The following is a 26,661-nucleotide window of genomic DNA, read 5'->3' as shown; positions in this document are numbered from 1 at the left end:
TTCACGAGAACATCACTCACTCCGGCAGAATTCCGAGTGCATCGGGTGCTGATTACGGTCTATGCGCTCAACGCATAGGCGTCCTCGACAACGTAGGGCCCGCCGCCGACAGAGGCGCGCGACGAGAACAGCACGAACCGTGACGCCATGAAGCTGCGGGTCGGGAAATAACCGCGCACCGACAGATAATCCGCCACATCCTGATTGGACGCGTCCCGCAGCCGCGCCAGCGTGACATGCGGAATGAATTTGCGGCCCTCGGGATCGAACCCGAAACGCTGCATCAGCCGCTCCAGTTCGGCCTGCAAGTCCATCAGGGGGCGGCTTGGTACAACAGATGCCACCACGGCCCGAGGTTTCTTGCCGCCAAAGCTCGACAGGCCCTGCAACGCCACCTCGAACGGCTTGCGGTTGATCCGCTCCAGCGTCGAGGCGATCTCATTGGCCGCAGGGCCATCGATGTCGCCGATGAAACGCAATGTGACGTGATAATTTTGGGGATCGATCCAGCGCGCACCAGGTAATCCGCCGCGCAAACCCGAGAGCGTCTGGCCGATGTCCGGGGGAATTTCCAGCCCGGTGAACAAGCGAGGCATCACGAAACTCCTCGATGCAAGAGAGGATCACGAATCACCTGCCCCCTTTTTAGCGCAGCACGATGACAGTGCGAAGCGGCCATCTCGTGGCCGGCGCCAAAACCTCTCAGGGCTTGCTTATTTGCGCCGCACGATCCTTCAGAAACGCCTCAACCGTGGGCAAAATCCGCTCCACCACCACATCGACGCCCGCGGCGGTCGGATGCAGCCCGTCGGGCTGGGTCAGCTTCGCATCGGTGGCGACGCCGTCGAGAAAGAACGGATAAAGCGGGACTTTATGAGCCTTGGCGAGATCGGGATAAATGGCGTTGAACTTCGCCGTGTACTCCGCGCCGTAATTTGGCGGCGCATACATGCCGCACAATAAAACAGCGATGTTGCGCGCCTTCAGTTTGGTGAGAATATCGTCGAGCGCGCCGCGCGCCACGCCTGGATCGACGCCGCGCAGCGCGTCGTTGGCGCCGAGTTCGACGATCACGGCTTCGGTGCCGGGCGGGATCGACCACTCAAGCCGGTCGCGGCCGCCGCTCGTGGTGTCGCCCGACACGCCCGCATTGTGGATGTCGGTCGCGATACCCTTCTCGGCGAGAGCCTTTTGCAATCGCACCGGAAACGCCGCCGGGGCCGGCAGGCCGTAACCGGCGGTCAGGGAATCGCCCAGCACGGCAAGCTTGATCGTCTTCACATCTTTGACATCTGGTTTGACATCCGGCGTTTGCGCAAAGGCCGGCCCCGACATCGCCATGATTGCCCCCGCTGCTGCGATCATCACCGCTTTAACGATTGTGGCTTCGCGTTTGAATTTCATTCCGGAAGGCGCGGCAAAAAGGTGCGGGCCCCGGATTCGGGACATCAGCCCCTCGACCGCTGTACCGAAACCCCCATATGACAGATCCATGGACAGTCTCATCGAACCCTCGAAGCGTGCCGGTCTCGAACCGGACACCATTTCCATCTCGAACGTCAATCTCTCGCTGGGCTCTGGCGCCGCGCGGGTTCACATCCTCAAGGACGTGTCCTTGCGCGTCGCGCCCGGTGAGGCCGTCGGCCTGATCGGCCCATCAGGTTCGGGCAAGTCCACGCTGCTGATGGTGATGGCGGGATTGGAACGTCCTGACAGCGGAGAGGTGGTGGTGAACGGCGTCTCGTTCAATGCCCTCGACGAGGACGCGCTCGCACGATTCCGTGGCCGTCATGTCGGCATCGTGTTCCAGTCGTTTCATCTGATCCCGACCATGACCGCGCTGGAAAATGTCGCGGTGCCGCTCGAACTGGCGGGCCGCACCGACGCGACCGCGCGCGCAGCACACGAGCTCGAAGGCGTCGGCCTTGGCGAGCGGCTGCATCACTATCCCTCGCAACTTTCCGGCGGCGAGCAGCAGCGCGTCGCGCTTGCGCGCGCGATGGCGCCAGATCCCGCGATCCTCGTCGCCGATGAGCCGACCGGAAATCTCGACGAGGCCACCGGCAAGCAGATCGTCGATCTGTTGTTCGCCAAACACCTTGAGCGCGGCATGACGCTCGTTCTGGTGACTCACGATGTCGCGCTCGCACAGCGCTGCGACCGCGTGGTGCGGTTGCGCTCGGGCCGCGTCGACGGTCCGGCCACCGACCGGCACTGGGTCGAGACGGCATCGCGATGAGCACAGCCACGGACATGTCCCCGCGCGGCGGCACATTGTCGCTGGCGGTTCGCTATGCATTGCGCGAGTTGCGCAGCGGCCTTCGCGGCTTCTACGTTTTCATTGCCTGCATCGCGCTCGGCGTCATGGCGATCGCGGGCGTCGGCTCCGTCGCGGGCAGTCTCAGCGAAGGCCTCGACCATCAGGGCCGCACGCTGCTCGGCGGCGATATTTCTTTCGCGCTGATCCAGCGCGAAGCCAGCAAAGACGAGCGCGCGTTCCTCGACGCGCAAGGCAAGGTCTCGTCCGCGGCGATCATGCGCGGCATGGCGCGCTCGCAGAGCGGCGAGTTCGCGCTGGTCGATTTGAAAGCCGTCGACGGCAACTATCCGATGCTCGGCGAGGTGAAGCTCACGCCGCAAATGCCGATGACCGAACTGCTGGCGCAACGCGACGGCACGTTCGGCGCGGGCGCCGACGCCGTCCTGCTGGCGCGGCTCGGCCTCAAGGCCGGCGATCGCCTCACCGTCGGCAGCGCGGCTTTTGAAATTCGCGCCGTGGTCGATTCAGAGCCGGACAAGCTCGCGGGCGGCGTCGGTCTCGGGCCGCGCTTTCTTGTCAGCGAGGACGCGCTGCGCGCCACCGGCCTGCTGCAACCCGGCACGCTGGTGCGCTGGATCTATCGCCTGCAACTGCCCGGCGTGACGGTCGACGACAGCGCGACGCAAGCGGTCACGGACCGCGCGCAGAAGGCCCTGCCGGAGGCCGGATGGGAAGTCCGCAGCCGCGGCAACGCCTCGCCGCAGCTCGAGCGCAGCATCGAGCGCTTCACGCAATTTCTGACGCTGGTGGGATTAGCAGCATTGCTGGTCGGCGGCGTCGGTGTCGCCAACGCCATCAAGAGCCACCTCGACCAGCGGCGCGACGTGATCGCGACCTTCAAGGCGCTGGGCGCGACCGGCCGCGAGGTGTTCACGATCTACCTCACCCAGGTGATGGTGCTGGCGATTCTCGGATCGCTGATCGGGCTCGCCATCGGCGCGGCGCTGCCTTTTGTCATCGTCGGCGTGTTCGGAAAAATCCTGCCGCTGCCGGTGGAGGCGACATTCCATGCCGGCGAACTGGCGCTGTCGTTTCTCTACGGCTTGCTGACGGCGCTGGCCTTCGGATTGTGGCCGCTCGGCCGCGTCCATGACGTGCCGGTGGCCGCGCTGTTTCGCGAAGGTGTCTCGTCGGAGTTTCACTGGCCGCGCAAACGCTATCTCGCCCTGATGGCCGCGGTGATCGCGCTGCTGATCGCAGTCGCCATCGGTCTTGCGTATGACAAGCGCGTGGCCGCCGTGTTCGTCGCATCGAGCATCGCGGTGTTCGCCGTGCTGCGCGGCATCGCGTCGCTGCTGATGACTCTGGCGCGCAACCTGCCGCGCCCGCGCTTCACCATGCTGCGGCTGGCCATCGCCAACATCCATCGTCCCGGCGCGCTCACGCCGTCGGTCGTCATGTCGCTCGGTCTTGGGCTCGCCGTGCTGGTGACGATCACGCAGATCGACGGCAACCTGCGGCGGCAGTTCATGGCGGCGCTGCCCGACCGCGCGCCGTCGTTCTATTTCATCGACATCCCGGCCAACCAGGCGACCCGCTTCAGCGACTTCCTGAAACAGACCGCGCCGTCGGCGACGGTGGAGACCGTGCCGATGCTGCGCGGACGCATCGTCGCCGCGAAGAGCGTCAGGGCCGAAGACCTCAAGCCGTCGGCCGACACCGCATGGGTGCTGCAAAGCGACCGTGGCCTGACCTATACCGGCGAAGTCCCGCGCGGCTCAAAGGTCGTCGAAGGCACATGGTGGGATGCCGCCTACAACGGACCACCGCTGGTATCGCTGGAGAAGAAGATCGCCGACGGGCTCGGCATGAAGGTCGGTGACGAGATCACGGTGAATGTCCTCGGCCGCGACATCGTTGCGAAGATCAGCAACCTGCGGACGGTGGACTGGCAGAGCCTCGGCATCAATTTCGCCCTGGTGTTTTCGCCGACGGCCTTCGCCGGCGCACCGCATACCGACATCGCGACGCTCACCGAAACCACTTCGAGCGCCGCGAGCGATGCGAAGCTCATCAAGGAGGTCGCCGCCGCTTTCCCGATGGTGACCAGCGTGCGGGTCCGCGAGGCGCTCGATTCCATCGGAAAGGTCGTGACCAACCTCGTGCTGGCGATCCGGGGCGCCAGTTCCGTCACGCTCATATCGGCCATACTCGTTCTCGGCGGCGCGCTGGCCGCCGGGCACCGGCACCGGGTCTACGATGCGGTGATTCTCAAGACGCTGGGCGCGACGCGCGGCCGGCTGCTGGGCGCCTATGCGCTGGAGTACCTGCTGATCGGCTTTGCGACGGCGGTGTTCGGCGTGGCGGCGGGATCGATCGCCGCCTGGCAGATCGTCACCCGGCTGATGACCCTGAGCTTCGTCTGGCAGGCCGGCAGCGCGGCGATTGTGGTGCTGGCGGCCCTCGCCGTGACGGTCGGGCTGGGGCTGATGGGAACATTACTCGCGCTTAACCAAAAACCGGCTACCGTGCTGCGTAACTTATGACAATTTGTAGCAGCGAATAGCGGGTTTTGCGACACATCGCCGCGCGCCCGAGCTTGCGTTGAATGTGTTAGTTTCCCACATACCGAGCGGGTTCAGATTCCGTCTTGATGCCGTCGCTGGATGGTCTATCAAGTCGGTCCTCTGGGAAGAACTTATAGCTGGCGGCGCAGACCCTTCGCTTTCGCCAGTCAAACACGGGGTTTCGACAATGTCGGACTTGGACCGCAACTACGCTTCTCCCTTCGGCCGGGCCGCCGGGCGCGCTGACGCCGCCGCCGTCGATGCCGGTCTGCGCTCGTACATGCTCAAGATCTACAACTACATGTCGATCGGCCTGGCCATCACGGGTCTGGCCGCGCTCGGCGTGTACATGGGTGCGGTGACGCCTGACCAGACCGCTGCCGCTGGCCGGATCGGCAACCAGTACCTGACGTCGTTCGGCGTCGCGATGTTCGTGAGCCCCCTGAAGTGGGTGTTCATCCTCGCTCCGCTGGTGATGGTGTTCGCCATTTCGTTCGGCATCAATCGCCTCAGGCCGGCAACCGCCCAGCTTCTGTTCTGGGTGTTCGCAGCGCTGATGGGCATTTCGCTGTCGTCGATCTTCCTGGTCTACACGCACACCTCGATCGTGCGCGTGTTCTTCATCACGGCTGCCACGTTCGGTGCGCTGAGCCTGTACGGCTACACAACCAAGCGTGACATGACCGGCATGGGTTCGTTCCTGATGATGGGCCTGTTCGGCATCATCCTCGCGAGCCTGGTGAACCTGTTCCTCGCCAGCTCCATGCTGCAGTTCATCGTCTCGGTGGTCGGCGTGCTGGTGTTCGCGGGCCTCACCGCCTGGGATACCCAGCGCCTGAAGAACGACTACATCTACGGCTACGCCGCTCAGGGCGGAGACGTGGCGGATAAGGCCGCGATTACAGGCGCGCTGTCGCTCTACCTGAACTTCATCAACCTGTTCACGCTGCTGCTGCAGCTGCTGGGACAGCGCGACTGAAGACCGATCGTGGCTGATCGATAACTCCGAAAGCCCCGGCCAAAAGCCGGGGCTTTTGTTTGGGGTATCGTTGAGTTATGCGAGACGCCGAAACAGTTCCGGCAAGCCATGCCCCAGGTTCACATCAGAGCGGCCGCAGCCACCGACCTTCCCGCCATCACGGCGATTTACAGGCACGCGGTCCTTCACGGCACCGCGACCTTCGAACTCGAGCCTCCCGATCTCAACGAAATGACGCGGCGCTTTGAGGCGCTGACGGCAGGCGGTTTCCCGTATCTGGTGGCGATCATGGAGGATGTCGTTGTCGGCTATGCCTATGCCGGACCATACAGGCCGCGTCCGGCCTATCGCTTTACAGTCGAGAACTCCGTGTACCTCGATCCCGCGGCACAGGGGCGGCGGATCGGATCACGGCTCATGCAAGATCTGATTACGGCATCCGAACAACGCGGCTACCGGCAGATGATCGCGGTGATCGGCGATTCCGCCAACGCCGCCTCGATCGGCGTTCATGCCCGCGCGGGCTTCGAGATGATCGGCACGCATCCGAATGTCGGATTCAAGTTCGGCCGCTGGCTCGACACGGTGATGATGCAGCGCGCGCTCGGCGGCGGCGGCGCGACACTTCCAGAGAGCTAGACCAGCGCCAGCTTGCGGTCGATCACCAGCAGCACCCGCTCGAGGTCGTGGCCACGGCGGAGGATCTGACCGCTGGCTGCAATCACGCTGTAGACGCCTTGCTTGCGGGCCAGACGGGGGTCTTTCTCGATTCGATAGATCGGGACTTCCGAGGCGCGGCGGAAAATCGAGAACACCGCGCGGTCTTTCAGAAAGTCGATGGCGTAGTCGCGCCATTCGCCGTCGGCGACCATGCGCCCGTACAGATTGAGAATGCGATTAAGTTCGGCACGGTTGAAGGTGACGCTTTGAGGCGGGAGCGGCGCCGTGCTGCGCTCCGGCCCCCGGCTCTCGCTTGGATCCTTGTCGCCCGACACAGAACTCATCGGCGCCTCCCATGTCACTTGGATGACATGATCGCCCTGTCCGGCGGCCGCTGCAAGCGGGATTTCGGGTCTCCCCGATGCCTGATCATGCGGCAATTCCGCATCACGCTGACGTTAGTCGAAATCATAATGCCGCCTGAATTCGGTCAATTCGCCGCCGCGCTGGGCAACGATAAAAACGAAACTGCGTTGACCCGGTCCTTTCGGCACCGGATTCCTCAGCCCCCAGCCCCCCGGGGTCGTCAGGATCGGGTCTAACTCCCTGCAGTAAATGTCGACCCCAAATCTTCCGGTCAGCGCAAGCTGGCCGTTTTTGTTTCAGGAGATGCGGTCGCTCAAGTTGCAAGATGCGCGAGTGTGCAACACCCGAATCCCGGCACGCGCCTGCGGCTCGTCACATCAACAAGACGCGCTCTCAAGAGTTTTGAGATTGCAGACTGAAATCAGTTCAGCGACGTAAAGGCCGCGCCCAGCATCGGACCGGGCTTGTCGCGATTGCCGTCCTGAACGTAAACCACCGCCGCATCGATGCCGTCGCGGCTGATGTTTTCAAGCGGCACGGTCCAGCTTCCGGCCTTGCCGTTCCAGTCTCCGACCTTCAGCATGTTGCGCACCACGTTGTGATACGTGACCTGCTGCCCGCGATTCTCGCCGCGCGAGATGGTGATCGGCACCGCCTTCGACACCGCGCAGATCCAGATCTCGCCGCTTTTGCCGCCGGCATCGGCCACCGAGACTTTGATCTGCCCGCCCGATGTCGTCATCTTCACCGGCACGGACATCACACCCGAGGCGCTCTGCGTGCGATTCGCTGCACTCTCGATTCCGGCTCGGTCGCTGCCGAGAACATTGGTCGTCCCGTTGACGACGGCTTGCGGTGTGTAGACGCCGCGGTCGCCACGCATCTGCGAGTAAGCCTTCTGGCGGGCGCTGAAGCGCGAATCCGCCAGCGTGTCCTTCCAGCCGAGATAGTCCCAGTAGTCGATCGGCAGGCTGAGTGCGATCACGGTCGGATCCTGCGCGAGTTCACCGAGAACCTTGTCAGCCGGGGGGCACGACGAACAACCCTGCGAGGTAAAGAGCTCGACCACCGCGCGCGGATCGGCGCACACCGGAGTGATGACGGTGAAGATCGCGCAGACGCCGAGCGTGCGCGACAGCCGCGCTGCGAGGGTGCCGGCTGCTGCCGTTTTCGATGTTGGTAAATCAGACATCACGCCTGTCCCCACGATGTATGATGCCTTTCATCATGCCTTTTCATCAGCAAGAAGGCGGCCCATTGATAGGCCGCCCCCTGTGCGCTCGCCACTCACTTCGCAGTGAGCCTGTTCACGGATGCGTTTTCAGGCCGCGCGTCACGCGGCCAGCTTACGCAGCACATAGTGAAGAATGCCGCCGTTTCGGTAGTATTCAAGCTCATCGAGCGTGTCGATGCGGCACAGCAGCGAGATTCGCTTCACCGAGCCATCGCCGGACACGATCTCCGCCGTTAACTTTTGGCGCGGCTTGAGATCGCCCTGCAGGCCGCGAATCGTGACCTTTTCATCGCCCTTCAGACCGAGCGACTGCCATGATGCGCCGTCCTCGAAGGTCAGCGGCAGCACGCCCATGCCGACGAGGTTGGAGCGGTGGATGCGCTCGAAGCTCTGGGTGATCACCGCGCGCACGCCGAGCAGGCGCGTGCCCTTCGCGGCCCAGTCGCGCGACGAACCGTTGCCGTATTCGGCGCCCGCGAACACCACGAGCGGCACCTGTTCGGCCTGATACTTCATCGCCGCATCGTAGATCGACATCTGTTCGCCGTCGGGCCAGTGCTTGGTGAGACCGCCCTCCGGGACGTTGCCATCCGCGCCCTTCAGCATGAAGTTCTTGATGCGGATGTTGGCGAAGGTGCCGCGCATCATCACTTCGTGGTTGCCGCGCCGCGTGCCGTACTGGTTGAAGTCGGCGGGCCGCACCTGATGCTCCGACAGATACTTGCCGGCGGGCGAGGTCAGCTTGATCGCACCGGCCGGCGAGATGTGGTCGGTGGTGATCTTGTCGCCGAACATCGCAAGGATGCGCGCATCGAGAACGTCGGCAATGGGCTCGGGCTCCATCTTCATGCCTTCGAAGTACGGCGGGTTCTGCACGTAGGTCGAGCTCATGTTCCAGGCGTAGGTGTCGCTGGTCACGGTCTTGATCTTGCGCCAGTTGGTGTCGCCCTTGAACACGTCGGCATACTTCTTCTTGAAGATCGTGGAGGTCACGAACTTCTTGATCGTGGCGTTGATCTCCTTCGAGGTCGGCCAGATGTCCTTCAGGTACACCGGCTTGCCGTCTCGGCCGGTGCCGAGCGGCTCCTTGGCCAGATTGATGTTGACGCTGCCGGCCAGCGCATAGGCCACGACCAGCGGCGGCGACGCGAGATAGTTCGCCTGCACGTCCGGCGACACGCGCCCTTCGAAGTTGCGGTTGCCCGACAATACGGCTGCACCAATGATGCCGTTGTCGTTGATCGCCTTGGAAATTTCCTCCGGCAGCGGTCCCGAATTGCCGATGCAGGTGGTGCAGCCGAAGCCGACGAGATTGAAACCGACCTTGTCGAGATCCTTCTGCAATCCGGAATTCGCCAGATACTCGGCGACCACCTGACTGCCCGGCGCGAGCGAGGTCTTCACCCACGGCTTCGCGGTCAGACCCTTGGCGGCTGCGTTGCGGGCGAGAAGGCCCGCGCCGATCAGCACGTTCGGGTTCGAGGTGTTGGTGCAGGAGGTGATGGCGGCGATCACCACGTCACCATGGCCGAGATCGAAGTTGCGGCCTTCGACCGAGTAACGCGTGCCGTCCAGTGCTTTCTTGTAATCCGACGCCATCGCCGCGGCGAAACCTTCCGCGACGCCCGGCAGGGCCACGCGGCCCTCGGGACGCTTCGGGCCGGCGAGCGACGGCACGACGTCGCCGAGATCGAGCGTCAGCAATTCGGTGAATACCGGATCGGGTGAAGCCGAGGTGCGGAACAGGCCCTGCGCCTTGGCGTACTTCTCGACCAGCGCGACGCGCGCAGCCTTGCGGCCCGAGGTCTTGAGATAATCCAGCGCCGACTTGTCGACCGGGAAGAAGCCGCAGGTCGCGCCGTATTCCGGCGCCATGTTGGCGATGGTCGCCTTGTCGGCGACCGACATCGAATCCAGACCGGCGCCGAAGAACTCGACGAACTTGCCGACCACACCCTGCTTGCGCAGCATCTGGGTGACCGTCAGCACGAGATCGGTGGCGGTGACGCCTTCCTTGAGCTGGCCCTTGAGCTTGAAGCCGACAACATCCGGCAGCAGCATGGAGAGCGGTTGACCGAGCATGCAGGCTTCCGCCTCGATGCCGCCGACGCCCCAGCCGAGCACGGCAAGGCCGTTGACCATGGTGGTGTGCGAGTCGGTGCCGACCAGCGAATCCGGATAGGCGACTTCGAACGTGCCCTTCTTCTTGCCGACCGTCAGCTTCTCCTTGCGGGTCCAGACGGTCTGCGCGAGATATTCGAGATTGACCTGATGGCAGATGCCGGTGCCGGGCGGCACGACCGAGAAGTTCGAGAACGCCTTCTGGCCCCACTTCAGGAATTCGTAGCGCTCCTGGTTCTGCTTGTACTCTTCCGCGACGTTCTTGCCGAACGCCTTGTTGTCGCCGAAGAAGTTCACGATCACCGAGTGATCGATCACGAGATCGACGGGCACCAGCGGATTGATCTTTTCGGCATCGCCGCCGAGCGCCTTCATGGCGTTGCGCATCGCGGCGAGATCGACCACCGCCGGCACGCCGGTGAAGTCCTGCATCAGCACGCGCGCGGGGCGGAATGCGATTTCGTGTTCGAGGGTTTTCTTTCTCGCCCACTGCGAGAACGCGACGATGTCGGCCTTCTTGACCGTGCGATCGTCCTCGTTGCGCAGCATGTTCTCGAGCAGCACCTTCATCGAGTAAGGCAGCTTCGAAATGCCCTTGAGGCCGTTCTTTTCAGCGGCAGGCAGGCTGTAATAGACGTAGGTCTTGCCGCCGACCTTGAGGGTTTTCTGGCATTTGAAGCTGTCGAGTGAGGGCATATGAACGGTCCCAGTTCAGGAGTTGAAGATACCGGCAAAAAGGTATCGAAACACCGTCGGACGCGGGGAGAATCAGGGCTGACCGTGCTGCTTCCGGCGGCTGATTGTGTGCTGCACCAAGTTCCGGTTTTATAGAATCTTTCCAGTCTGTACACCACACCCGCTATGGATTGTCTGCCAATTATGCGCGCGACAACCGGAACAACGGCTCCCTGCCAAAGGCCATCGGTCAATCCATCATGAGACTTGCGGGTCACGGTCTGGGGTGCGTCAGGGGCGGGAGAAATATCTTCTCCGCTCTCGATTTTGAGGTCTCCGCAGGACAGGCGCTGGCCGTGACCGGCGTCAACGGGGCAGGAAAATCCTCCTTGCTGCGCATGATCGCGGGGCTGCTGCCCGCCGCAAGCGGCACGATCGCGCTTCAAGGCCCCGAAACGGACCTGACCCTCCCGGAGCAGGCGCACTATCTCGGCCATCGCGACGCGATGAAGCCCTCGCTCTCGGTGCTGGAGAATCTGGAATTCTGGCGGGCGTTTCTCGGCGGAGACGCCGCCGATGCAACGGACAGCCTCGCGGCGGTGGGTCTCGCTCACGCCATTCACCTGCCCGCCGGCTTTCTCTCGGCCGGCCAGCGGCGGCGGCTCTCGATCGCAAGGCTGCTCGCCGTCAGGCGGCCGGTCTGGCTGCTCGACGAGCCCACGTCGGCGCTCGACGCCAAAGGTCAAACCATGGTCGCCGCCCTGATGGCGGATCATCTGGCCGACGGTGGAATCATTCTCGCCGCGACCCATGGCCCGCTTGGAATTTCCGCGCAGGAATTGCGGATCGGCGGTGATGCGTGACCGCGCTCGCCGCTCTGATTTGCCGTGACCTCAAGGTCGCCCTGCGCGCCGGCGGCGGTGCGCTGATCGGCGTGCTGTTTTTTCTCAGCGTCGTTGTGGTGATGCCGTTCGCGCTCGGGCCGGACCTCGCGCTGCTCAAACGCATCGGCCCCGCCATCCTCTGGCTCGGTGCGATGCTCGCAAGCCTCCTGACTCTCGACCGGCTGTTCACCGCCGATCAGGATGACGGCTCGCTCGATGTGATCGCGATGAGCCGCACGCCGCTGGAACTGACGTGCGCGGCGAAAGCGCTGGCGCACTGGCTGGCCGCAGGCGTGCCGCTGATCGTGGCGACACCCATTATCGGCATCCTGCTCAACCTCGACGCGGCATCGACATTCGCGGTGGCCTTGACGCTGCTGGTGGGCACGCCCGCGCTGACATTCACCGGCATGATCGGCGCGGCGCTTGCGGTGACGCTGCGGCGTGGCGGCTTGCTGCTCGCCGTGGTGGTGCTGCCGCTGTCGATTCCTGTGCTGATTTTCGGTGTTGCCGCCTCGAACGCCGCCATCGACGGGCCGGTCTCGTTCGGCACGCCGTTTTCGATCCTGTGCGCACTGTCGCTTATAAGCTTTGTGGTCGGGCCGTTTGCGGCGGCGGCCAGCCTGCGGCAAGGGCTCGACTGATGCGGCAACACGCCCGATCAATTCTCACGGAAACGCTGCGTCACGCGGCCTGCGCGCATTGCCTCCCGCGCGCGCGGCCTTTATCAGGACCATCATGAGCCTTATCGACCTTGCCAATCCGACGCGGTTCCTTGCGCTCACCACGCGCGTGCTGCCATGGCTTGCCGCCACAACCGTGATCCTGCTCGCGGTCGGACTTTATCTGTCCGCGCTGGCGCCCGACGACTACCAGCAGGGCGCAACCGTGAAGATCATGTTCATCCACGTGCCGAACGCGTGGCTGTCGATGTTCGTCTGGGGCGTGATGAGCGTGGCCGCGCTCGGCACGCTGGTGTGGCGGCATCCACTGGCGGACGTCGCTGCGAAGGCCGCGGCACCGCTCGGCGCATCCTTCACATTTCTCGCGCTCGTGACCGGCTCGCTGTGGGGCCGCCCGATGTGGGGCACCTATTGGGAATGGGACGCGCGGCTGACATCGGTGCTGATTCTGTTTCTGATGTATCTCGGCATCATGGCGCTGTGGCGCGCGGTGGAAGATCCGTCGCGCGCGGCGCGGGCCGCCGCTATCCTGACGCTGGTCGGCGCGATCAACATTCCGATCATCAAATTCTCCGTCGACTGGTGGAACACGCTGCATCAGGGCGCATCGGTGATCCGCGCAGGCGGGCCGACTATGGACCGCGCGTTTCTGATTCCGCTGCTCGTCATGGCGATCGGATTTTCGCTGCTGTTCCTGACGCTGCATCTGGCCGCGATGCGCAACGAAGTGCTGCGGCGGCGGGTGCGCAGCTTGCAGATGATGCAAGCCAGCAAGCAGGCGGCGTAACCCGATGTCGCTCGGTCCTTACGCCTCCTTCATTGTCACCTCGTACCTGCTCGCAGGTCTTGTGATCGCAGTGCTGATCCTCTGGATCGCATTCGACTATCAAAACCAGCAGCGCGCCTTGCGCGATCTCGAAGCCCGCGGCGTGACGCGGCGCTCGGCGCAAAATCCCGGCAAGCCATCATGAGCGAGAACGGCGCGGCGCGGCCGCAACGTCGCTCACAGGGCCGCCGGCAGCGCCGGTCCTGGCTGGTGGCGCTGCCGTTGATCGCCTTTGCCGTGCTGGCCGGATTGTTCTGGTTCAGGCTCGGCGCCGGTGACCCGGCGCGCATCCCGTCGGCGCTGATCGGCCGCCCGGCGCCGCAGACGAAACTTCCGCCGCTGGACGGACTTGTCTCCAACGGCGCGCAAATCCCGGGGCTTGACCCCGCCGCATTCAAGGGCGCGGTCAGCGTCGTGAATGTCTGGGCATCATGGTGCGTACCGTGTCACGACGAAGCGCCGCTGCTGGTGCAGCTCGCGCAGGACAAGCGGATTCGCGTGATCGGCATCAACTACAAGGACACCCAGGACAACGCCCGCCGCTTCCTCGGACGCTACGGCAATCCGTTCAGCGCAGTCGGCGTCGACGCCAATGGCCGCGCCTCGATCGAGTGGGGGGTCTATGGCGTCCCGGAAACCTTCGTCGTCGGCCGCGACGGGGCCATCGCCTACAAGCTGATCGGGCCGATCACGCCCGAGAACATCGACCGCGTGCTGAAGGCCGAAATCGACAAGGCGCTGCGTTAACTATTCTCGCGGCGGCGCATCAAAAATAATTATGCGCTTTTATCTGCCGTTCATTTGACAGCCATGGCGCAGCCACGAATTCGAACATAACCTCCTTGTGTTGCAAACATCGTCCTGGAGGGACAACCCATGCGTTTTTCTAAATTTGCTTCGTTGACTGCGGCCATGCTCGCTGCCGGCCTGCTGAGTGCGTCGCCGTCGTTCGCCCAGGCGACACAGCCTGCAACCGGCGGCAAGATGGCGCCTCCGCCCGCCGCCACCGCGCCCAAGGCCGACTCGAAGATGGCCCCCGCTCCGGCGGCGAAAGCCGACACCAAGGCGGCGCCAGCGGCGAAGGCCGACACCAAGACCGAACTGCTCGACATCAACTCGGCGTCGGCGGATCAGCTCAAGGCGCTCAAGGGCATCGGCGACGCCTACTCGGCCGCGATCATCAAGGGCCGCCCGTACAAGGGCAAGGACGAACTCGTGCAGAAGAAGATCGTGCCCGAGAAGACCTATGCCGAGATCAAGGACAAGATCATCGCAAAGCAGAAGTAATTCTGTCTCCGCGATTTGAGTTCTTCAGAAACGCATCGGCGCTCCGCGCCGGTGCGTTTTTTGCGCCTAGCCTTTGGTAATGTCGCCGCGCTCGGCGTCGCTCGCAGCATCCGTTGCCGGCTCGATCCCGTAGCGCTTGATCAGCGAGGTCTGGAGCATCGCGAAGATTGCGGTGATCGGGATCACGCCGAACGCCTTGAACGACACCCAGAAATCCGTGGTCTGGGTGCGCCAGATGATTTCATTCAGCACCGCCATGCCGGCGAAAAAGATCGCCCAGCGGATGGTCAGCAGCCGCCAGCCTTCCGGCGTCAAATTAAACATCTGGTCGAACATGATCGCGATGAACGAACGCCCGAGCAGCAATCCGATCCCGAGTGTCGCCGCGAACAGCGCGTAGATGATGGTCGGCTTGATCTTGATGAAGGTCTCGTCGTGAAAGAACAGCGTCAATCCGCCGAACACCAGCACGATCACCGCCGTGACGATCGCCATCATCGGCACATGCCGCGTCACCACATAGGACGCGACGATCGCCGCCACGATGGCGACCATGAATGCGCCGGTGGCGACGAACAGCCCGAACTTCGCGTTCGCTCCGAAGAAGATCACCAGCGGGCCGAGCTCGGTCGCGAGCTTGAACAGCGGGTGCGGCGCGGGCTTGTCGGTGGCAGCCATCAGGTGTCCTGTCCTGCAATCGCGCGCGCGAAATCGCGCGCGGTGAACGGCGCGAGATCGTCGATCCCCTCGCCAACGCCGATGAAATGCACCGGCAACTTGTATTTCTCCGACAGCGCCACGAGGATGCCGCCGCGCGCGGTGCCGTCGAGCTTGGTCATCACCAGCCCGGTGACGCCTGCGGTTTTGTGAAATGCCTCGACCTGCGACAGCGCGTTCTGTCCGACAGTGGCATCTAGCACCAGCAACACCGCGTGCGGCGCGGAGGCATCGACCTTGCCGATCACGCGGCGCACTTTCTCAAGCTCGACCATCAGCTCGGTCTTGTTCTGCAAGCGCCCGGCGGTGTCGATCAGCAGCACATCCATGTCGGCCGCCTTCGCGGCCTCGACCGCCTCGAAGGCAAGGCTCGCCGAATCCGATCCCTGCGCACGCGCCACCACCGGAACCTTGTTGCGTTCGCCCCACACCTTCAACTGCTCGATGGCGGCGGCGCGGAAGGTATCGCCCGCGGCCAGCATCACCTTGCGGCCTTCTGCCGTCAGCTTCGATGCGAGCTTGCCGATGGTGGTGGTCTTGCCGGAGCCGTTGACGCCCACCACGAGAATGACGAACGGCTTTTGCGCCGTATCGATTTCCAGCGGCTTCGCCACCGGGCCGAGCACCTTCTCGACTTCGGTTGCGACAATCGCGGTGACATCGTCCGCCGACACGTCCTTGTCGTAGCGTCCCTTGCCGACGGCTTCCGCGATGCGCGCCGCGACTTCGGTTCCCAGATCCGCACGCAGCAGCACATCCTCGATGTCATCGAGCATGGCGCGGTCGAGCTTGCGCTTGGTCACCAATGCGGCGACCGCGCCGCCGATCGAACTGGACGTGCGCTTGAGGCCGGCGGAAAGCCTGCGCCACCAGCTTTGTTTGGGTTCCTGCGGACTGTCGTTCATGCGGGGGGTGTGTTACCCGGTTCGGGCTGCAAACGAAAGTCGTTCAGGAACAATGGATACGCCGCAACCGACACCGGAAGAAATGCAGGCCCGCGTGCTTCATCGCGACGGGCTGATGCTGGTGATCGATAAGCCGGCCGGTATCGCCGTGCATAAGGGGCCGAAAGGCGGCCCCAATCTGGAAGCCTCATTCGACGCGCTGCGCTACGGCCTGCCGCGCCCGCCGGTGCTGGCGCATCGTCTCGACCGCGATACATCCGGCTGTCTTGTGCTGGGACGCCATCGCAAGGCGACGGCCTCGCTCGGCCTGCTGTTCAAGCACGGCAAGATTTCCAAGACCTACTGGGCGGTGGTCGAAGGCGGCCCTGCGGCGGACGAGGGCGAAATCGACATTCCGCTGGGACGTTTGGACGCAGAGCGCGGCTGGTGGCAGAAGCCGGACCCGAACGGATTTCCGTCACTGAGCAAATGGAAAGTGCTCGGTCGCGGTGACGGCCTCACATGGCTTGCGATGGAACCGATCACCGGCCGTACCCATCAGCTGCGCGTCCATGCCGCCGCGAGCGGCTGGCCGATCGTCGGCGATAACATCTACGGCAACGGACCGCGGTTCGGCGAACCGACGCTGCATCTGCACGCACGTGAAATCGTCATCCCGCTGTCGAAAAACAAACCGCCGGTGCGCGTGGTCGCGCCCGCGCCCGCCCATCTGCATGAGCGGCTGCGCGCATGCGGATGGAACGGCGACGAAGCGACTGTTCCAGAGCTGATAAGTTCCGGCGAATAACCCGTGCTGGCTCGTCATTGCGAGCGAAGCGAAGCAATCCAGCTTTAGATTGGATTGCTTCGTCGCAAACGCTCCCCGCAATGACGGCGATCAAATCCATTGACTCGGCACTCACAAACAAAAAGGGCCCCGGAAATTCCGGAGCCCTGATTGGTTCAAGCGACGAGGCGCTTACTTGTCGCGCTTCTTGAGCGCGTTGCCGAGAATGTCGCCCAGCGTCGCACCCGAATCCGAAGATCCGTACTGCGCGATGGCTTCCTTCTCTTCAGCGACTTCAAGCGCCTTGATCGAGACCTGCACCTTGCGGGCCTTCTTGTCGAACTGGATGACGCGGGCGTCAACCTTTTCGCCGACAGCGAAGCGCTCGGCGCGCTGGTCGCCGCGATCGCGGGCGAGTTCAGAACGCTTGATGAAGGTGGTGAAGTCGGTGCCGGTGATCTGAACTTCGATACCGGCTTCCTTCACCTCGATGATCTCGCAGGTCACGACGGCACCCTTCTTGACGTCGCCTGGTTCTGCGAACGGGTCGCCCTCGAGCTGCTTCACGCCGAGCGAGATACGCTCCTTCTCGACATCCACATCGAGGACGATGGCCTTGACCATGTCGCCCTTCTTGAAGTTGTCGATGACCTGTTCGCCCGGCTGTTTCCAGTCGAGGTCGGACAGATGGACCATGCCGTCCACTTCGCCGTCGAGGCCCAGGAACAGACCGAACTCGGTCTTGTTCTTGACTTCGCCTTCGACAGTGGCGCCGACGGGATACTTCTCGACGAAGACTTCCCACGGATTGCGCATGGTCTGCTTGAGGCCGAGCGAGATGCGGCGCTTGGCCGAATCCACTTCAAGAACCTGCACTTCGACTTCCTGCGAGGTCGAAACGATCTTGCCGGGGTGCATGTTCTTCTTGGTCCACGACATTTCGGAGACGTGGATCAGGCCTTCAATGCCCGGCTCCAGTTCGACGAATGCGCCGTAGTCGGTGATGTTGGTGACGCGTCCGGTGAAGCGCGAGTTCAGCGGATACTTCGCCTCGATGCCCTGCCATGGATCGTCCAGCAGCTGCTTCATGCCGAGCGAAATACGGTGGGTCTCGTGGTTGATCTTGATGATCTTCACCTTGACCGTCTGGCCGATGGCCAGAACTTCGGTCGGGTGATTGACGCGGCGCCATGCGATGTCGGTGACATGCAGCAGGCCGTCGATGCCGCCGAGGTCAACGAACGCACCGTAGTCGGTGATGTTCTTGACGACGCCGTCGATGACCTGACCTTCTTCGAGGTTCTGCACCAGTTCCTGACGCTGTTCGGCGCGGGTCTCTTCGAGAACCGTGCGGCGCGACACCACGATGTTGCCGCGGCGGCGATCCATCTTGAGAATCTGGAACGGCTGCGAGTTGTTCATCAATGGCGCGACGTCGCGGATCGGACGAATGTCGACCTGCGAGCGCGGCAGGAAGGCGACAGCGCCGTCGAGATCGACGGTGAAGCCACCCTTGACCTGATTGAAGATAACGCCGTGAACCTTCTCGTTGTTGTTGAAGGCCTTCTCGAGCTTGCCCCAGCTTTCCTCGCGGCGCGCCTTGTCGCGCGACAGCACGGCTTCGCCGAGTGCGTTCTCGATCCGGTCGAGGAACACCTCGACTTCATCGCCGACCTTGAGGTCGGCTTCACGGCCGGGGCCGTTGAATTCGCGGAGAGCCACGCGGCCCTCGGTCTTCAGGCCGACGTCGATGACGGCCATGTCTTTCTCGATCGCAACAACAATGCCCTTGATGACGGAGCTTTCCTGCAGGTTGCCGCCTGCAAAGGACTCATCGAGCATCGCGGCGAAATCGTCGCGGGAAGGATTATAGGAAGTAGCAGTCGAAGCCATTTGTTCTCCAGATGCGGATGCCGGCAGCGGGGTTGAAGGCGTAACGCGCATCCAGTGCCAAAGGTCCGCTACCTTTGACGACCGCTTCCGCAAAAGCATTTGCGAAACCGGGCCGGCCTGTGCCTGCACGAGCGATACGATGCAAAAATTGGAATGACGCGCCTGGAAAGCGCGTGGTCTGCTGTCCGGAGCTGAGACGAAAATCGACCTCAAAGACCGGGAGCGGGCATTCCTCCAATGACGGCAGGGACTAAGCCCTCGACCGGCCCGCTCGGACGGCCTCGACAATGTCGATGGCAGCCCGGACGCCGCTTTCTATATCCAACTGGGAGTTATCCAGCAAGACCGCATCCGGAGCCGCTTTTAGCGGGGCCGCAGCCCGGTTCCGGTCGCGCTCGTCGCGCTTGAGGATGTCGGCCAGAACGGCGGCCTCGTCGGCCTGCTCGCCCCGCGCCAGCGCCTCCAGCGTCCGGCGGCGGGCCCGGACCTCGGGGTCCGCCACGACGAAAATCTTCACCTCGGCGTGCGGGCAGATCACGGTTCCAATATCGCGGCCGTCCAGAACGGCGCCCGGGGGGCCTGCCGCGAACTGCCGCTGAAAATCGATAAGTGCTTCTCTTACCTTTGGAATTGCCGAGACCACCGAGGCCGCGTCACCCACTTTCTGGGTTTTCAGGACCGGATTGCCGAACTTTTCAGGGTCGAGTTCCATGGCTACCGCCACCGCGAGGGCCTCGTTGGTCAGATCGGCCCCCATCTCCAGCAGCGCTTGGGCGACCGCGCGGTAGATCACGCCGGTGTCGAGATGGCGGAACCCGTAATGATGGGCCAGCCGCTTGCCGAGCGTGCCTTTTCCGGATGCGGCGGGTCCGTCGATGGCGATGATCATGAGAAGTCCGCTCCCAGCCCGCGCATCATCGGAATGAAATCCGGAAAGCTGGTGGCGATGAATCCGGTATCGTCGATCTTCACCGGCGCGTCTGACGCCGCACCCATCACCAGCGCCGACATGGCGATGCGGTGATCCATGTGCGTGGCGACAAGGCCGCCGCCCGGCACATGGCCCTTGCCGGTCACGATCAGATCGTCGCCGGAAATCTCGACCTGCACGCCGTTGACGCGCAGCATGTCCGCGGTCGCCGCGAGACGGTCGGATTCCTTGACGCGCAATTCCTGCAAGCCGCGCATTGTCGTGACGCCTTCCGCGAAACTCGCTGCGACGGCGAGCACGAGATATTCGTCGATCATCGAGGGCGCGCGTTCCGGCGGCACCGTCACGCCGCGCAACTGCGACGCGCGCACGCGGAATTGCGCCATCGGCTCGCCGGCATCGTTGCGCTGATGGCTCTCTTCGATGGAAGCGCCCATTTCGCGCAAGGTTGTGAAAAGCCCTGTCCGCAAAGGGTTTGTCATGATGTCGGTGAACGTCACATCGGATTCCGGCACGATCAGCGCGGCCACGATGGGGAATGCCGCCGACGACGGATCGGCCGGCACGACAACATTGGCGCCGTGCAATTCGGGCTGTCCGGTGAGCGCGATCTTGCGGCCGTGCGCGCCCTCTTTCGTCGTGACGACATGCGCGCCGAAATGCGTGAGCATCAGTTCGGTATGATCGCGGCTGGCTTCCTGTTCGATCACCGTGGTGACGCCCGGCGCGGACAATCCCGCCAGCAGCACCGCCGACTTGATCTGCGCCGACGCCACCGGCGTGCGGTAGACGATCGGCAGCGGATCGCGCGCGCCTTGCAGCGTCATCGGCAGCCGTCCGCCGTCCGCGCTCATTGAAACGCGCGCGCCCATCAGTTCCAGCGGGTCAAGGATTCTGCGCATCGGCCGGCTGCGCAAACTGGCGTCGCCGTCGAAGGTCGCAGCAATCGGGCATCCCGCCACCGCGCCCATGGCGAGACGGCATCCGGTGCCGCTGTTGCCAAAATCGAGCGGCGCATCGGGGGCGGCAAAGCCGCCGACGCCGACGCCGCGGACCGACCAAGCGCCCTCGCCGGTGCGCTCGACCCGTGCGCCCAAAGCGCGCATGGCCTTGGCGGTGTTGAGAACATCCTCGCCTTCCAAAAGCCCCGAAATCCGGGTCTCACCCACTGCCAGCGCACCGAGAATCAGGGCCCGATGCGAGATCGATTTATCGCCCGGGACGCGGACGCGGCCGCTGAGAGCGCCTGCGGGCCGCGATTCCAGCGGCGTGGGGTGGTCGGAATGGGTCAAAACGGCATTTTCCTTATGTAGGCGGCTCCTACCACGAGGTTTGCAGCACGTCACGACCCGGTCATTTATCCCCTAAACCGCTATTGACAGCGGCGGCGCAACTAGCCAAGTGAAGCACCGCTTTTTCAAGACATTCTCAGGACTATAAGCCGTGGCAAAAGCCGATCTCGGAACCAAGCGCATTTGCCCGACCACGGGCAAGAAGTTCTACGACCTCAACAAGACACCGGTGATTTCGCCGTACACCGGCGAAGTTGTGCCGATCGCGCCGATTCCGCCGCCACGCACGCGCGCCGACGCAGCCGCGCGCGCTGCGGCAGCCAGCGCCGCCAGCATCGTGCCGGAACCGGCCGAGTCGGAAGAATTGGTGTCGCTGGAAGAGGCCGACGCCGAGGAAAACACCGGCAAGGTCAAGGCCGTGGTGCCGGAGTCCGAGGACGATATCGAAGTCGACGACACCATTTCCGACGACGATGACGATGATTCGACCTTCATCGCCGAAGACGAGGAAGACGACGAAGACGTCACCGACATCATTGGCGACGTTTCCGGCGACGAAGAGACTTGAGATAAATTCTCAAGTGTGATTTTTCGGGACTTGCGCGTCGCCTGATCGACGCGCCGCTGAAATAACCCGCGCAGTCCCACCGCGCGGCGAGGTGTTCGGGGCCATAGCTCAGCTGGGAGAGCGCTTGCATGGCATGCAAGAGGTCGGCGGTTCGATCCCGCCTGGCTCCACCATCCTCCTTCAAAACTCCGCGATTGAGTCTTCTGACGCCTGAATTTCCGTTCGCTCACTGAACAACGCATTTGCGAAGACGCACGCATGGACGCATGACCGTCGCGATATTGACGGCGCTGTCCGAATTCTTTCAATGTGACGGCAGGCTGCAATGCTGCGGCACCATTTTCATTCTCCGTTGATCGAAGGCTGACTCAATGACATCCCAAACCGCGACCGGGGCAATGGCCGGACTGCGCGTCATCGATCTGACGCGCGTGCTCGGCGGTCCCTACTGCACGCAGATTCTCGCCGACCACGGCGCAGATGTCGTGAAGGTCGAACCTCCGGCGGGCGACGAGACCCGCGACTGGGGCCCTCCGTTCCACGACGATGACGCGGCCTATTACATCGGCACCAATCGCAACAAGCGTTCGATCGGCCTCGATCTCGCCTCGGAAGGCGGTCGCACGGTTCTGATGAAAATGCTCGAGACCGCCGACGTGCTGATCGAGAATTTCAAACCGGGCACGCTCGACAAGTGGGGCATCGGCAACGATTTCCTGCGCGCAAAATTCCCCGCATTGATCCACTGCCGCATTTCCGGCTTCGGCGGCGACGGCCCCCACGGCGGACACCCCGGCTACGACGCGATCATCCAGTCCATGGTCGGCCTGATGGCTTCGACCGGATCGCCGGAAAGCGGCCCGACCCGCATCGGCGTGGCGCTTGTCGACATGTCGACGGGACTTTACGCGGCGGTCGGTATCTTGATGGCGCTCGCGGAACGCGCGAGATCCGGCAAGGGCCAGTTCCTGGAGACGACACTCTACGAAACCGGCCTCGCGATCATGCATCCGCATACGGCCAATTACTTCATGCACGGCAAGCCGCCGGCGCTGACCGGCAACGAGCATCCGAATCTGGTGCCCTATGCGGTGTTCCCGGCGCGCGACGGCAACGTCTTCATGGGTGTCGGCAATGACGGCACTTTCCGCAAGCTGATGAAGGAACTTGGGCGACCTGAGCTCGGCACCGATCCGCGTTTCGCGCGCAACCGCGATCGCATCGCGCATCGCGACGAACTGCGCGACGTCCTTGTCGATATTCTCAAGGACCACGACAGCGAACCACTGTGCCGTCGCCTGCTCGCGGCGGGTCTGCCGGCAGGCCCGGTGCAGTCGATCGACAAGGCGCTGGCGAGCGACCACGTCAAGCACCGCGGCGATGTCATCGAGAAGGATTGGTACAAGGGCGTCGCCTCGCCGATCCGCTTCGACCGCACCAAGGCCAGCCTGCGTCGCGTGCCGCCGAAATTCAGCGAGCACTCAGACGAAATACTGGGTGAGTTCGGTTACTCGGCGAAGGAGATCGCCGAGCTTCACGCCAGCGGCATCGTGGCGGCAGAACGCAAGCGCTGAGTTTCCCTGGGAACACAGCAACGCATCAAAAGGGCGGCGGTCAGGCTTTGACCGTCGCCTTTTTTCTTCCCTTCGAAGATTCCGCACACGCACATCGTGCGCGACGCCACAATCGCCTGCACCCAAGGTTGGGCCACTAAGGTCTTGGCCATTTAGGGCTTCCCTCCGGCAACCCTCCCCGATTACCATCCCGCGTCAATTGCACGTCATCCGGCGCTGTTAGCGCGCAGCATTCAACGATGATGACGGCTTCAGGGAGAAACTCGATGAGGATTCGCCAGATCAGCTTTGGCTTCGCTGCCTCGACCATGATCGCACTTGCCATGCCCGCGCAAGCCGCCACCGAGATCCAGTGGTGGCACGCCATCACCGGCGGCAACAACGAGGTCGTGGTGAAGCTCGCTGAAGAGTTCAACGCGTCGCAGAGCGAGTACAAGGTCGTCCCGTCCTACAAGGGCAGCTATCCGGACACGATGAACGCCGGCATCGCCGCGTTCCGCGCCGGCAACGCGCCGCACATCATTCAGGTGTTCGAGGTCGGCACCGCGACCATGATGTCCGCGACCGGCGCCGTAAAGCCGGTGCACGTCCTGATGAAGGAAGCGGGCGAGAAATTCGATCCACAGGCTTACCTTCCGGCGATCACCGGCTACTATTCGACATCCAAGGGCGACATGCTGTCGTTCCCGTTCAATTCCTCGTCGATGGTGATGTGGATCAACAAGGACGCGCTGAAGAAGGCGAACATCGCCGAGATTCCGAAAACATGGCCGCAAGTCTTCGAGGACGCCAAGAAGCTGAAAGCCGCAGGCTACGCGACCTGCGGTTTCTCGACCGCGTGGGTGACATGGGCCAATCTCGAACAGCTGTCGTCGTGGCATAACGTGCCGCTGGCCTCAAAGGCCAACGGCCTCGACGGTTTCGACACCGTGCTCGAATTCAACGGACCGCTTCAGCTCAAGCATCTCCAGACGCTGATCGATCTTCAGAAGGACAAGACCTACGATTACTCCGGCCGCACCAACACCGGCGAAGGCCGCTTCACGTCGGGCGAGTGTCCGATCTTCCTGACGTCGTCCGGCTTCTTCGGGCAGGTGAAGGCGAACGCGAAGTTCGACTGGACCAACGCGCCGATGCCTTACTATCCTGACGCCAAGGGCGCGCCGCAGAACTCGATCATCGGCGGCGCATCGCTGTGGGTGATGGGCGGAAAGAAGCCCGAGGAATACAAGGGCGTCGCGAAATTCCTGGCCTTCCTGTCGGACACCGATCGTCAGGTCGCGATCCACAAGGCGTCAGGTTATCTGCCGATCACCAAGGCGGCTTATGCCAAAGCCAAGGCGGAAGGCTTCTACAAGAGCCAGCCCTATCTCGAAACGCCGCTGCTCGAACTGACCAACAAGGAGCCCACTGAAAATTCACGCGGCCTGCGGCTCGGCAACATGGTGCAACTGCGCGACATCTGGGCCGAGGAAATCGAGGGCGCGCTGGCGGGCAAGAAGACCGCCAAGGAAGCGCTCGATGCGTCCGTGACGCGCGGCAACGCGATGCTGCGCCAGTTCGAACGCACGGTCGCAAAGTGATCCGATCCAGCACTGCAACACCGGCTGAAACCGTCATGCCCGGCCTTGTGCCGGGCATCCACGTCTTCCTGAAGCGCCAAAAGTGAGACGTGGATGGCCGGGACAAGCCCGGCCATGACGAGCATAAACGACCCGGACGCATTGAGCCTTCATGCAAAAGCAAACGGTCTTTCACTCGCGCCTGTTGCCCTTTCTGCTGCTGATTCCACAGCTCGCGGTCGTGCTGGTGTTTTTCTACTGGCCCGCGGCACAGGCGGTCTGGCAGTCGTTCCTGCTGCAGGACGCGTTCGGTCTTTCGACAACGTTCGTCGCCTTCGAGAATTACGCCGAGCTGCTCAGCCAACCGGAATATTTCGCGACCATCCTGCGCACTTTCATTTTTTCCGCGATGATCGCCGGCGCGTCGCTGTCGCTCGCGCTGTTGCTGGCGGTGATGGCCGATAAACCGCTGCGCGGCGTCAACGTCTACCGCACGCTGCTGATCTGGCCCTACGCGGTCGCCCCCGCCGTCGCCGGCGTGCTGTGGATCTTCATGCTGCATCCCTCGCTCGGCGTGCTGGCGCGGGGCCTGCGCAACATGGGCATCGACTGGAATCCGCTGCTTAACGGCGATCACGCCGTCATCCTCGTGGTGCTGGCGGCGACGTGGAAACAGATTTCCTATAACTTCCTGTTCTTCCTGGCCGGACTTCAGGCCATTCCGAAAAGCGTGCTGGAGGCTGCCGCCATCGACGGCGCGAAGCCGATGCGCCGGTTCTGGACCGTGACGTTCCCGCTGCTGACACCCACCATCTTCTTCCTGATCGTGGTCAACATCGTCTACGCCTTCTTCGACACCTTCGGCATCATCGACGCCATGACCGGCGGCGGCCCCGCCAAGGCGACGGAAACCCTTGTCTACAAGGTTTATCTGGACGGCCTGCTCGGCGGCAATCTCGGCTCGTCGGCGGCGCAGTCGGTGATCCTGATGGTGATCGTGGTGGCATTGACCGCGATCCAGTTCCGTTTTGTCGAACGCAAGGTGACGTACTGATGGTCGAGCGCCAGGGCATCCGCCGCTACGTCGCGCATCTCATTTTATGGATAGGCATCGCCATCGTGGCGTTTCCGGTCTATCTCGCCATCGTGGCCTCGACGCAGGAGGCGTCGCTGATCGCCAACGGGCAAATGTCGCTGCTGCCCGGCGGGCATTTCCTCGAGAATTATTACAAGACGATCTTCATCGGCACATCGAGTTCGACCCGCGAGCCGGTCGGCGTGATGCTGTTCAATTCGCTGGTGATGGCGCTGTCGATCGCACTCGGCAAGATCGCGATCTCGATCCTGTCGGCCTACGCCATTGTCTATTTCCGTTTTCCGTTCCGGATGTGGCTGTTCTGGCTGATCTTCATAACGCTGATGCTGCCGGTGGAAGTGCGCATCTATCCGACCTACAAGATCGCCGCCGATCTCAGCCTGCTCGACAGCTATTCGGGGCTGACGCTGCCGCTGATCGCATCCGCCACCGCGACGTTGCTGTTCCGGCAATTCTTCATGACCGTGCCGGATGAGTTGCTGGAAGCCTCGCGCATCGACGGCGCGGGACCGTTTCGGTTTTTCAAGGATACGCTGCTGCCGCTGTCGCGCACCAACATGGCGGCGCTGTTCGTGATCCTCTTCATCTATGGCTGGAATCAGTATCTCTGGCCGCTGCTCATCACCACGCGCGACGACATGCAGACCATCGTCATCGGCATCCGCAAGATGATCACCACGTCCGACGCGCTGACCGAGTGGCCCATCGTGATGGCCACCGCGGTGCTGGCGATGCTGCCGCCGGTGGCCGTGGTCATCCTGATGCAGAAACTGTTCGTGCGCGGTCTGGTCGAGACAGAAAAGTAAAAATTTCGG

27 protein-coding genes and 1 tRNA gene are annotated in these 26,661 nt (G+C 63.1%); 17 read left to right on the top strand and 11 right to left on the bottom strand.

What is annotated here, in order from left to right:
• Nucleotides 1–59: 59 nt before the first annotated feature.
• Entirely contained in the window at nt 60–596 is a 537-nt protein-coding gene (thpR, locus tag AC1RKJ_RS13880; protein WP_492791528.1) for an RNA 2',3'-cyclic phosphodiesterase, read from the bottom strand.
• 106 nt (nt 597–702) lie between these two features.
• Nucleotides 703–1,341 (bottom strand): arylesterase, encoded by a 639-nt coding sequence (locus AC1RKJ_RS13875; RefSeq protein ID WP_492792740.1) that lies wholly within the window; start codon nt 1,339–1,341, stop codon nt 703–705.
• Nucleotides 1,342–1,492: 151 nt separating this feature from the next.
• Here AC1RKJ_RS13875 and AC1RKJ_RS13870 point away from each other — a divergent pair, with 151 nt between their 5' ends.
• From AC1RKJ_RS13870 to AC1RKJ_RS13855, 4 genes are all read left to right on the top strand, one after another.
• Nucleotides 1,493–2,239: an ABC transporter ATP-binding protein gene (locus tag AC1RKJ_RS13870; RefSeq protein WP_492791527.1), complete on the top strand. Its 747-nt coding sequence runs from the start codon at nt 1,493–1,495 to the stop codon at nt 2,237–2,239.
• Entirely contained in the window at nt 2,236–4,806 is a 2,571-nt protein-coding gene (locus AC1RKJ_RS13865) for an ABC transporter permease (protein WP_492791526.1), read from the top strand. The genes AC1RKJ_RS13870 and AC1RKJ_RS13865 overlap by 4 nt, the downstream gene beginning before the upstream one ends.
• Nucleotides 4,807–5,014: 208 nt before the next feature.
• Nucleotides 5,015–5,806 (top strand): Bax inhibitor-1/YccA family protein, encoded by a 792-nt coding sequence (locus AC1RKJ_RS13860; RefSeq protein WP_492791525.1) that lies wholly within the window; start codon nt 5,015–5,017, stop codon nt 5,804–5,806.
• Nucleotides 5,807–5,914: 108 nt separating this feature from the next.
• Entirely contained in the window at nt 5,915–6,445 is a 531-nt protein-coding gene (locus tag AC1RKJ_RS13855) for a GNAT family N-acetyltransferase (protein WP_492791524.1), read from the top strand.
• Here the strand turns inward: AC1RKJ_RS13855 and AC1RKJ_RS13850 are convergent.
• The 3 genes from AC1RKJ_RS13850 to acnA form a co-directional block, all read right to left on the bottom strand.
• Nucleotides 6,442–6,810: a DUF2794 domain-containing protein gene (locus tag AC1RKJ_RS13850; RefSeq protein WP_492791523.1), complete on the bottom strand. Its 369-nt coding sequence runs from the start codon at nt 6,808–6,810 to the stop codon at nt 6,442–6,444. The two genes, AC1RKJ_RS13855 and AC1RKJ_RS13850, sit on opposite strands and share 4 nt — an antisense overlap.
• A 443-nt stretch (nt 6,811–7,253) precedes the next feature.
• Nucleotides 7,254–8,024: a DUF1223 domain-containing protein gene (locus tag AC1RKJ_RS13845; RefSeq protein WP_492791522.1), complete on the bottom strand. Its 771-nt coding sequence runs from the start codon at nt 8,022–8,024 to the stop codon at nt 7,254–7,256.
• 141 nt (nt 8,025–8,165) lie between these two features.
• Nucleotides 8,166–10,883, bottom strand: coding sequence for an aconitate hydratase AcnA (gene acnA / locus AC1RKJ_RS13840; protein WP_492791521.1), 2,718 nt, complete (start codon nt 10,881–10,883; stop codon nt 8,166–8,168).
• A gap of 239 nt (nt 10,884–11,122) precedes the next feature.
• Between acnA and ccmA the strand changes: the two genes are divergently transcribed.
• From ccmA to AC1RKJ_RS13810, 6 genes are all read left to right on the top strand, one after another.
• Entirely contained in the window at nt 11,123–11,725 is a 603-nt protein-coding gene (gene ccmA, locus AC1RKJ_RS13835; RefSeq protein WP_492791520.1) for a heme ABC exporter ATP-binding protein CcmA, read from the top strand.
• The gene (gene ccmB / locus AC1RKJ_RS13830) at nt 11,722–12,390 is read left to right on the top strand and encodes a heme exporter protein CcmB (RefSeq protein ID WP_492791519.1); all 669 of its coding nucleotides are present in this window, start codon (nt 11,722–11,724) and stop codon (nt 12,388–12,390) included. Before ccmA ends, ccmB begins: the two co-directional genes overlap by 4 nt.
• A gap of 94 nt (nt 12,391–12,484) precedes the next feature.
• Nucleotides 12,485–13,216, top strand: coding sequence for a heme ABC transporter permease (locus tag AC1RKJ_RS13825; RefSeq protein ID WP_492791518.1), 732 nt, complete (start codon nt 12,485–12,487; stop codon nt 13,214–13,216).
• 4 nt (nt 13,217–13,220) lie between these two features.
• Nucleotides 13,221–13,400 (top strand): heme exporter protein CcmD, encoded by a 180-nt coding sequence (gene ccmD, locus AC1RKJ_RS13820; protein ID WP_492791517.1) that lies wholly within the window; start codon nt 13,221–13,223, stop codon nt 13,398–13,400.
• The gene (locus tag AC1RKJ_RS13815; protein WP_492791516.1) at nt 13,397–14,002 is read left to right on the top strand and encodes a DsbE family thiol:disulfide interchange protein; all 606 of its coding nucleotides are present in this window, start codon (nt 13,397–13,399) and stop codon (nt 14,000–14,002) included. The genes ccmD and AC1RKJ_RS13815 overlap by 4 nt, the downstream gene beginning before the upstream one ends.
• A 129-nt stretch (nt 14,003–14,131) precedes the next feature.
• Nucleotides 14,132–14,542, top strand: coding sequence for a ComEA family DNA-binding protein (locus AC1RKJ_RS13810; RefSeq protein WP_492791515.1), 411 nt, complete (start codon nt 14,132–14,134; stop codon nt 14,540–14,542).
• A gap of 66 nt (nt 14,543–14,608) precedes the next feature.
• On the opposite strand, the gene AC1RKJ_RS13805 is transcribed toward AC1RKJ_RS13810, so the two are convergent.
• Both AC1RKJ_RS13805 and ftsY read right to left on the bottom strand, forming a co-directional pair.
• Entirely contained in the window at nt 14,609–15,220 is a 612-nt protein-coding gene (locus AC1RKJ_RS13805; protein ID WP_492791514.1) for a septation protein A, read from the bottom strand.
• Complete coding sequence (ftsY, locus tag AC1RKJ_RS13800; RefSeq protein ID WP_492791513.1) at nt 15,220–16,164, bottom strand: signal recognition particle-docking protein FtsY; 945 nt, start codon at nt 16,162–16,164, stop codon at nt 15,220–15,222. Before ftsY ends, AC1RKJ_RS13805 begins: the two co-directional genes overlap by 1 nt.
• Before the next feature lie 52 nt (nt 16,165–16,216).
• On the opposite strand from ftsY, the gene AC1RKJ_RS13795 reads away from it, so the two are divergent.
• On the top strand, nt 16,217–16,951 hold the full coding sequence (locus AC1RKJ_RS13795; protein ID WP_492791512.1) for an RluA family pseudouridine synthase: 735 nt from the start codon (nt 16,217–16,219) through the stop codon (nt 16,949–16,951).
• Between the two features lie 171 nt (nt 16,952–17,122).
• On the opposite strand, the gene rpsA is transcribed toward AC1RKJ_RS13795, so the two are convergent.
• The 3 genes from rpsA to aroA form a co-directional block, all read right to left on the bottom strand.
• The gene (gene rpsA, locus AC1RKJ_RS13790; protein WP_492791511.1) at nt 17,123–18,823 is read right to left on the bottom strand and encodes a 30S ribosomal protein S1; all 1,701 of its coding nucleotides are present in this window, start codon (nt 18,821–18,823) and stop codon (nt 17,123–17,125) included.
• Nucleotides 18,824–19,073: 250 nt separating this feature from the next.
• Nucleotides 19,074–19,712 (bottom strand): (d)CMP kinase, encoded by a 639-nt coding sequence (gene cmk / locus AC1RKJ_RS13785; protein ID WP_492791510.1) that lies wholly within the window; start codon nt 19,710–19,712, stop codon nt 19,074–19,076.
• Nucleotides 19,709–21,046 (bottom strand): 3-phosphoshikimate 1-carboxyvinyltransferase, encoded by a 1,338-nt coding sequence (aroA, locus tag AC1RKJ_RS13780; RefSeq protein ID WP_492791509.1) that lies wholly within the window; start codon nt 21,044–21,046, stop codon nt 19,709–19,711. Before aroA ends, cmk begins: the two co-directional genes overlap by 4 nt.
• Nucleotides 21,047–21,197: 151 nt before the next feature.
• Here aroA and AC1RKJ_RS13775 point away from each other — a divergent pair, with 151 nt between their 5' ends.
• The 3 genes from AC1RKJ_RS13775 to AC1RKJ_RS13765 all read left to right on the top strand — a co-directional run bounded on the left by AC1RKJ_RS13775 (nt 21,198) and on the right by AC1RKJ_RS13765 (nt 23,188).
• Entirely contained in the window at nt 21,198–21,614 is a 417-nt protein-coding gene (locus tag AC1RKJ_RS13775) for a TIGR02300 family protein (RefSeq protein ID WP_492791508.1), read from the top strand.
• Between the two features lie 97 nt (nt 21,615–21,711).
• Nucleotides 21,712–21,787: transfer RNA gene (locus tag AC1RKJ_RS13770), tRNA-Ala, on the top strand.
• A 198-nt stretch (nt 21,788–21,985) separates the two neighbouring features.
• On the top strand, nt 21,986–23,188 hold the full coding sequence (locus AC1RKJ_RS13765) for a CaiB/BaiF CoA transferase family protein (RefSeq protein ID WP_492791507.1): 1,203 nt from the start codon (nt 21,986–21,988) through the stop codon (nt 23,186–23,188).
• On the opposite strand, the gene AC1RKJ_RS13760 is transcribed toward AC1RKJ_RS13765, so the two are convergent.
• Nucleotides 23,149–23,340, bottom strand: coding sequence for a hypothetical protein (locus AC1RKJ_RS13760; protein ID WP_492791506.1), 192 nt, complete (start codon nt 23,338–23,340; stop codon nt 23,149–23,151). The two genes, AC1RKJ_RS13765 and AC1RKJ_RS13760, sit on opposite strands and share 40 nt — an antisense overlap.
• A gap of 114 nt (nt 23,341–23,454) precedes the next feature.
• Here AC1RKJ_RS13760 and ugpB point away from each other — a divergent pair, with 114 nt between their 5' ends.
• The 3 genes from ugpB to ugpE all read left to right on the top strand — a co-directional run bounded on the left by ugpB (nt 23,455) and on the right by ugpE (nt 26,652).
• The gene (ugpB, locus tag AC1RKJ_RS13755; protein ID WP_492791505.1) at nt 23,455–24,771 is read left to right on the top strand and encodes a sn-glycerol-3-phosphate ABC transporter substrate-binding protein UgpB; all 1,317 of its coding nucleotides are present in this window, start codon (nt 23,455–23,457) and stop codon (nt 24,769–24,771) included.
• A 151-nt stretch (nt 24,772–24,922) separates the two neighbouring features.
• The gene (gene ugpA / locus AC1RKJ_RS13750) at nt 24,923–25,804 is read left to right on the top strand and encodes a sn-glycerol-3-phosphate ABC transporter permease UgpA (protein WP_492791504.1); all 882 of its coding nucleotides are present in this window, start codon (nt 24,923–24,925) and stop codon (nt 25,802–25,804) included.
• Complete coding sequence (gene ugpE, locus AC1RKJ_RS13745; RefSeq protein ID WP_492791503.1) at nt 25,804–26,652, top strand: sn-glycerol-3-phosphate ABC transporter permease UgpE; 849 nt, start codon at nt 25,804–25,806, stop codon at nt 26,650–26,652. The genes ugpA and ugpE overlap by 1 nt, the downstream gene beginning before the upstream one ends.
• The last annotated feature ends 9 nt before the right edge of the window (nt 26,653–26,661 follow it).

The organism is Afipia sp. GW822-FHT04G07, from assembly GCF_058800765.1.
This window is presented reverse-complemented; position numbering and strand designations above follow the sequence as displayed.

Excerpts from the sequence above, each read along its gene's own strand:
- thpR (WP_492791528.1), bottom strand. The coding sequence starts at position 596 with ATGCCTCGCTTGTTCACCGGGCTGGAAATTCCCCCGGACATCGGCCAG.
- AC1RKJ_RS13875 (WP_492792740.1), bottom strand. The coding sequence starts at position 1,341 with ATGGCGATGTCGGGGCCGGCCTTTGCGCAAACGCCGGATGTCAAACCA.
- AC1RKJ_RS13870 (WP_492791527.1), top strand. The coding sequence starts at position 1,493 with ATGGACAGTCTCATCGAACCCTCGAAGCGTGCCGGTCTCGAACCGGAC.
- AC1RKJ_RS13865 (WP_492791526.1), top strand. The coding sequence starts at position 2,236 with ATGAGCACAGCCACGGACATGTCCCCGCGCGGCGGCACATTGTCGCTG.
- AC1RKJ_RS13860 (WP_492791525.1), top strand. The coding sequence starts at position 5,015 with ATGTCGGACTTGGACCGCAACTACGCTTCTCCCTTCGGCCGGGCCGCC.
- AC1RKJ_RS13855 (WP_492791524.1), top strand. The coding sequence starts at position 5,915 with ATGCCCCAGGTTCACATCAGAGCGGCCGCAGCCACCGACCTTCCCGCC.
- AC1RKJ_RS13850 (WP_492791523.1), bottom strand. The coding sequence starts at position 6,810 with ATGAGTTCTGTGTCGGGCGACAAGGATCCAAGCGAGAGCCGGGGGCCG.
- AC1RKJ_RS13845 (WP_492791522.1), bottom strand. The coding sequence starts at position 8,024 with ATGTCTGATTTACCAACATCGAAAACGGCAGCAGCCGGCACCCTCGCA.
- acnA (WP_492791521.1), bottom strand. The coding sequence starts at position 10,883 with ATGCCCTCACTCGACAGCTTCAAATGCCAGAAAACCCTCAAGGTCGGC.
- ccmA (WP_492791520.1), top strand. The coding sequence starts at position 11,123 with ATGAGACTTGCGGGTCACGGTCTGGGGTGCGTCAGGGGCGGGAGAAAT.
- AC1RKJ_RS13825 (WP_492791518.1), top strand. The coding sequence starts at position 12,485 with ATGAGCCTTATCGACCTTGCCAATCCGACGCGGTTCCTTGCGCTCACC.
- ccmD (WP_492791517.1), top strand. The coding sequence starts at position 13,221 with ATGTCGCTCGGTCCTTACGCCTCCTTCATTGTCACCTCGTACCTGCTC.
- AC1RKJ_RS13815 (WP_492791516.1), top strand. The coding sequence starts at position 13,397 with ATGAGCGAGAACGGCGCGGCGCGGCCGCAACGTCGCTCACAGGGCCGC.
- AC1RKJ_RS13810 (WP_492791515.1), top strand. The coding sequence starts at position 14,132 with ATGCGTTTTTCTAAATTTGCTTCGTTGACTGCGGCCATGCTCGCTGCC.
- AC1RKJ_RS13805 (WP_492791514.1), bottom strand. The coding sequence starts at position 15,220 with ATGGCTGCCACCGACAAGCCCGCGCCGCACCCGCTGTTCAAGCTCGCG.
- ftsY (WP_492791513.1), bottom strand. The coding sequence starts at position 16,164 with ATGAACGACAGTCCGCAGGAACCCAAACAAAGCTGGTGGCGCAGGCTT.
- AC1RKJ_RS13795 (WP_492791512.1), top strand. The coding sequence starts at position 16,217 with ATGGATACGCCGCAACCGACACCGGAAGAAATGCAGGCCCGCGTGCTT.
- rpsA (WP_492791511.1), bottom strand. The coding sequence starts at position 18,823 with ATGGCTTCGACTGCTACTTCCTATAATCCTTCCCGCGACGATTTCGCC.
- cmk (WP_492791510.1), bottom strand. The coding sequence starts at position 19,712 with ATGATCATCGCCATCGACGGACCCGCCGCATCCGGAAAAGGCACGCTC.
- AC1RKJ_RS13765 (WP_492791507.1), top strand. The coding sequence starts at position 21,986 with ATGACATCCCAAACCGCGACCGGGGCAATGGCCGGACTGCGCGTCATC.
- AC1RKJ_RS13760 (WP_492791506.1), bottom strand. The coding sequence starts at position 23,340 with ATGGCCAAGACCTTAGTGGCCCAACCTTGGGTGCAGGCGATTGTGGCG.
- ugpB (WP_492791505.1), top strand. The coding sequence starts at position 23,455 with ATGAGGATTCGCCAGATCAGCTTTGGCTTCGCTGCCTCGACCATGATC.
- ugpA (WP_492791504.1), top strand. The coding sequence starts at position 24,923 with ATGCAAAAGCAAACGGTCTTTCACTCGCGCCTGTTGCCCTTTCTGCTG.
- ugpE (WP_492791503.1), top strand. The coding sequence starts at position 25,804 with ATGGTCGAGCGCCAGGGCATCCGCCGCTACGTCGCGCATCTCATTTTA.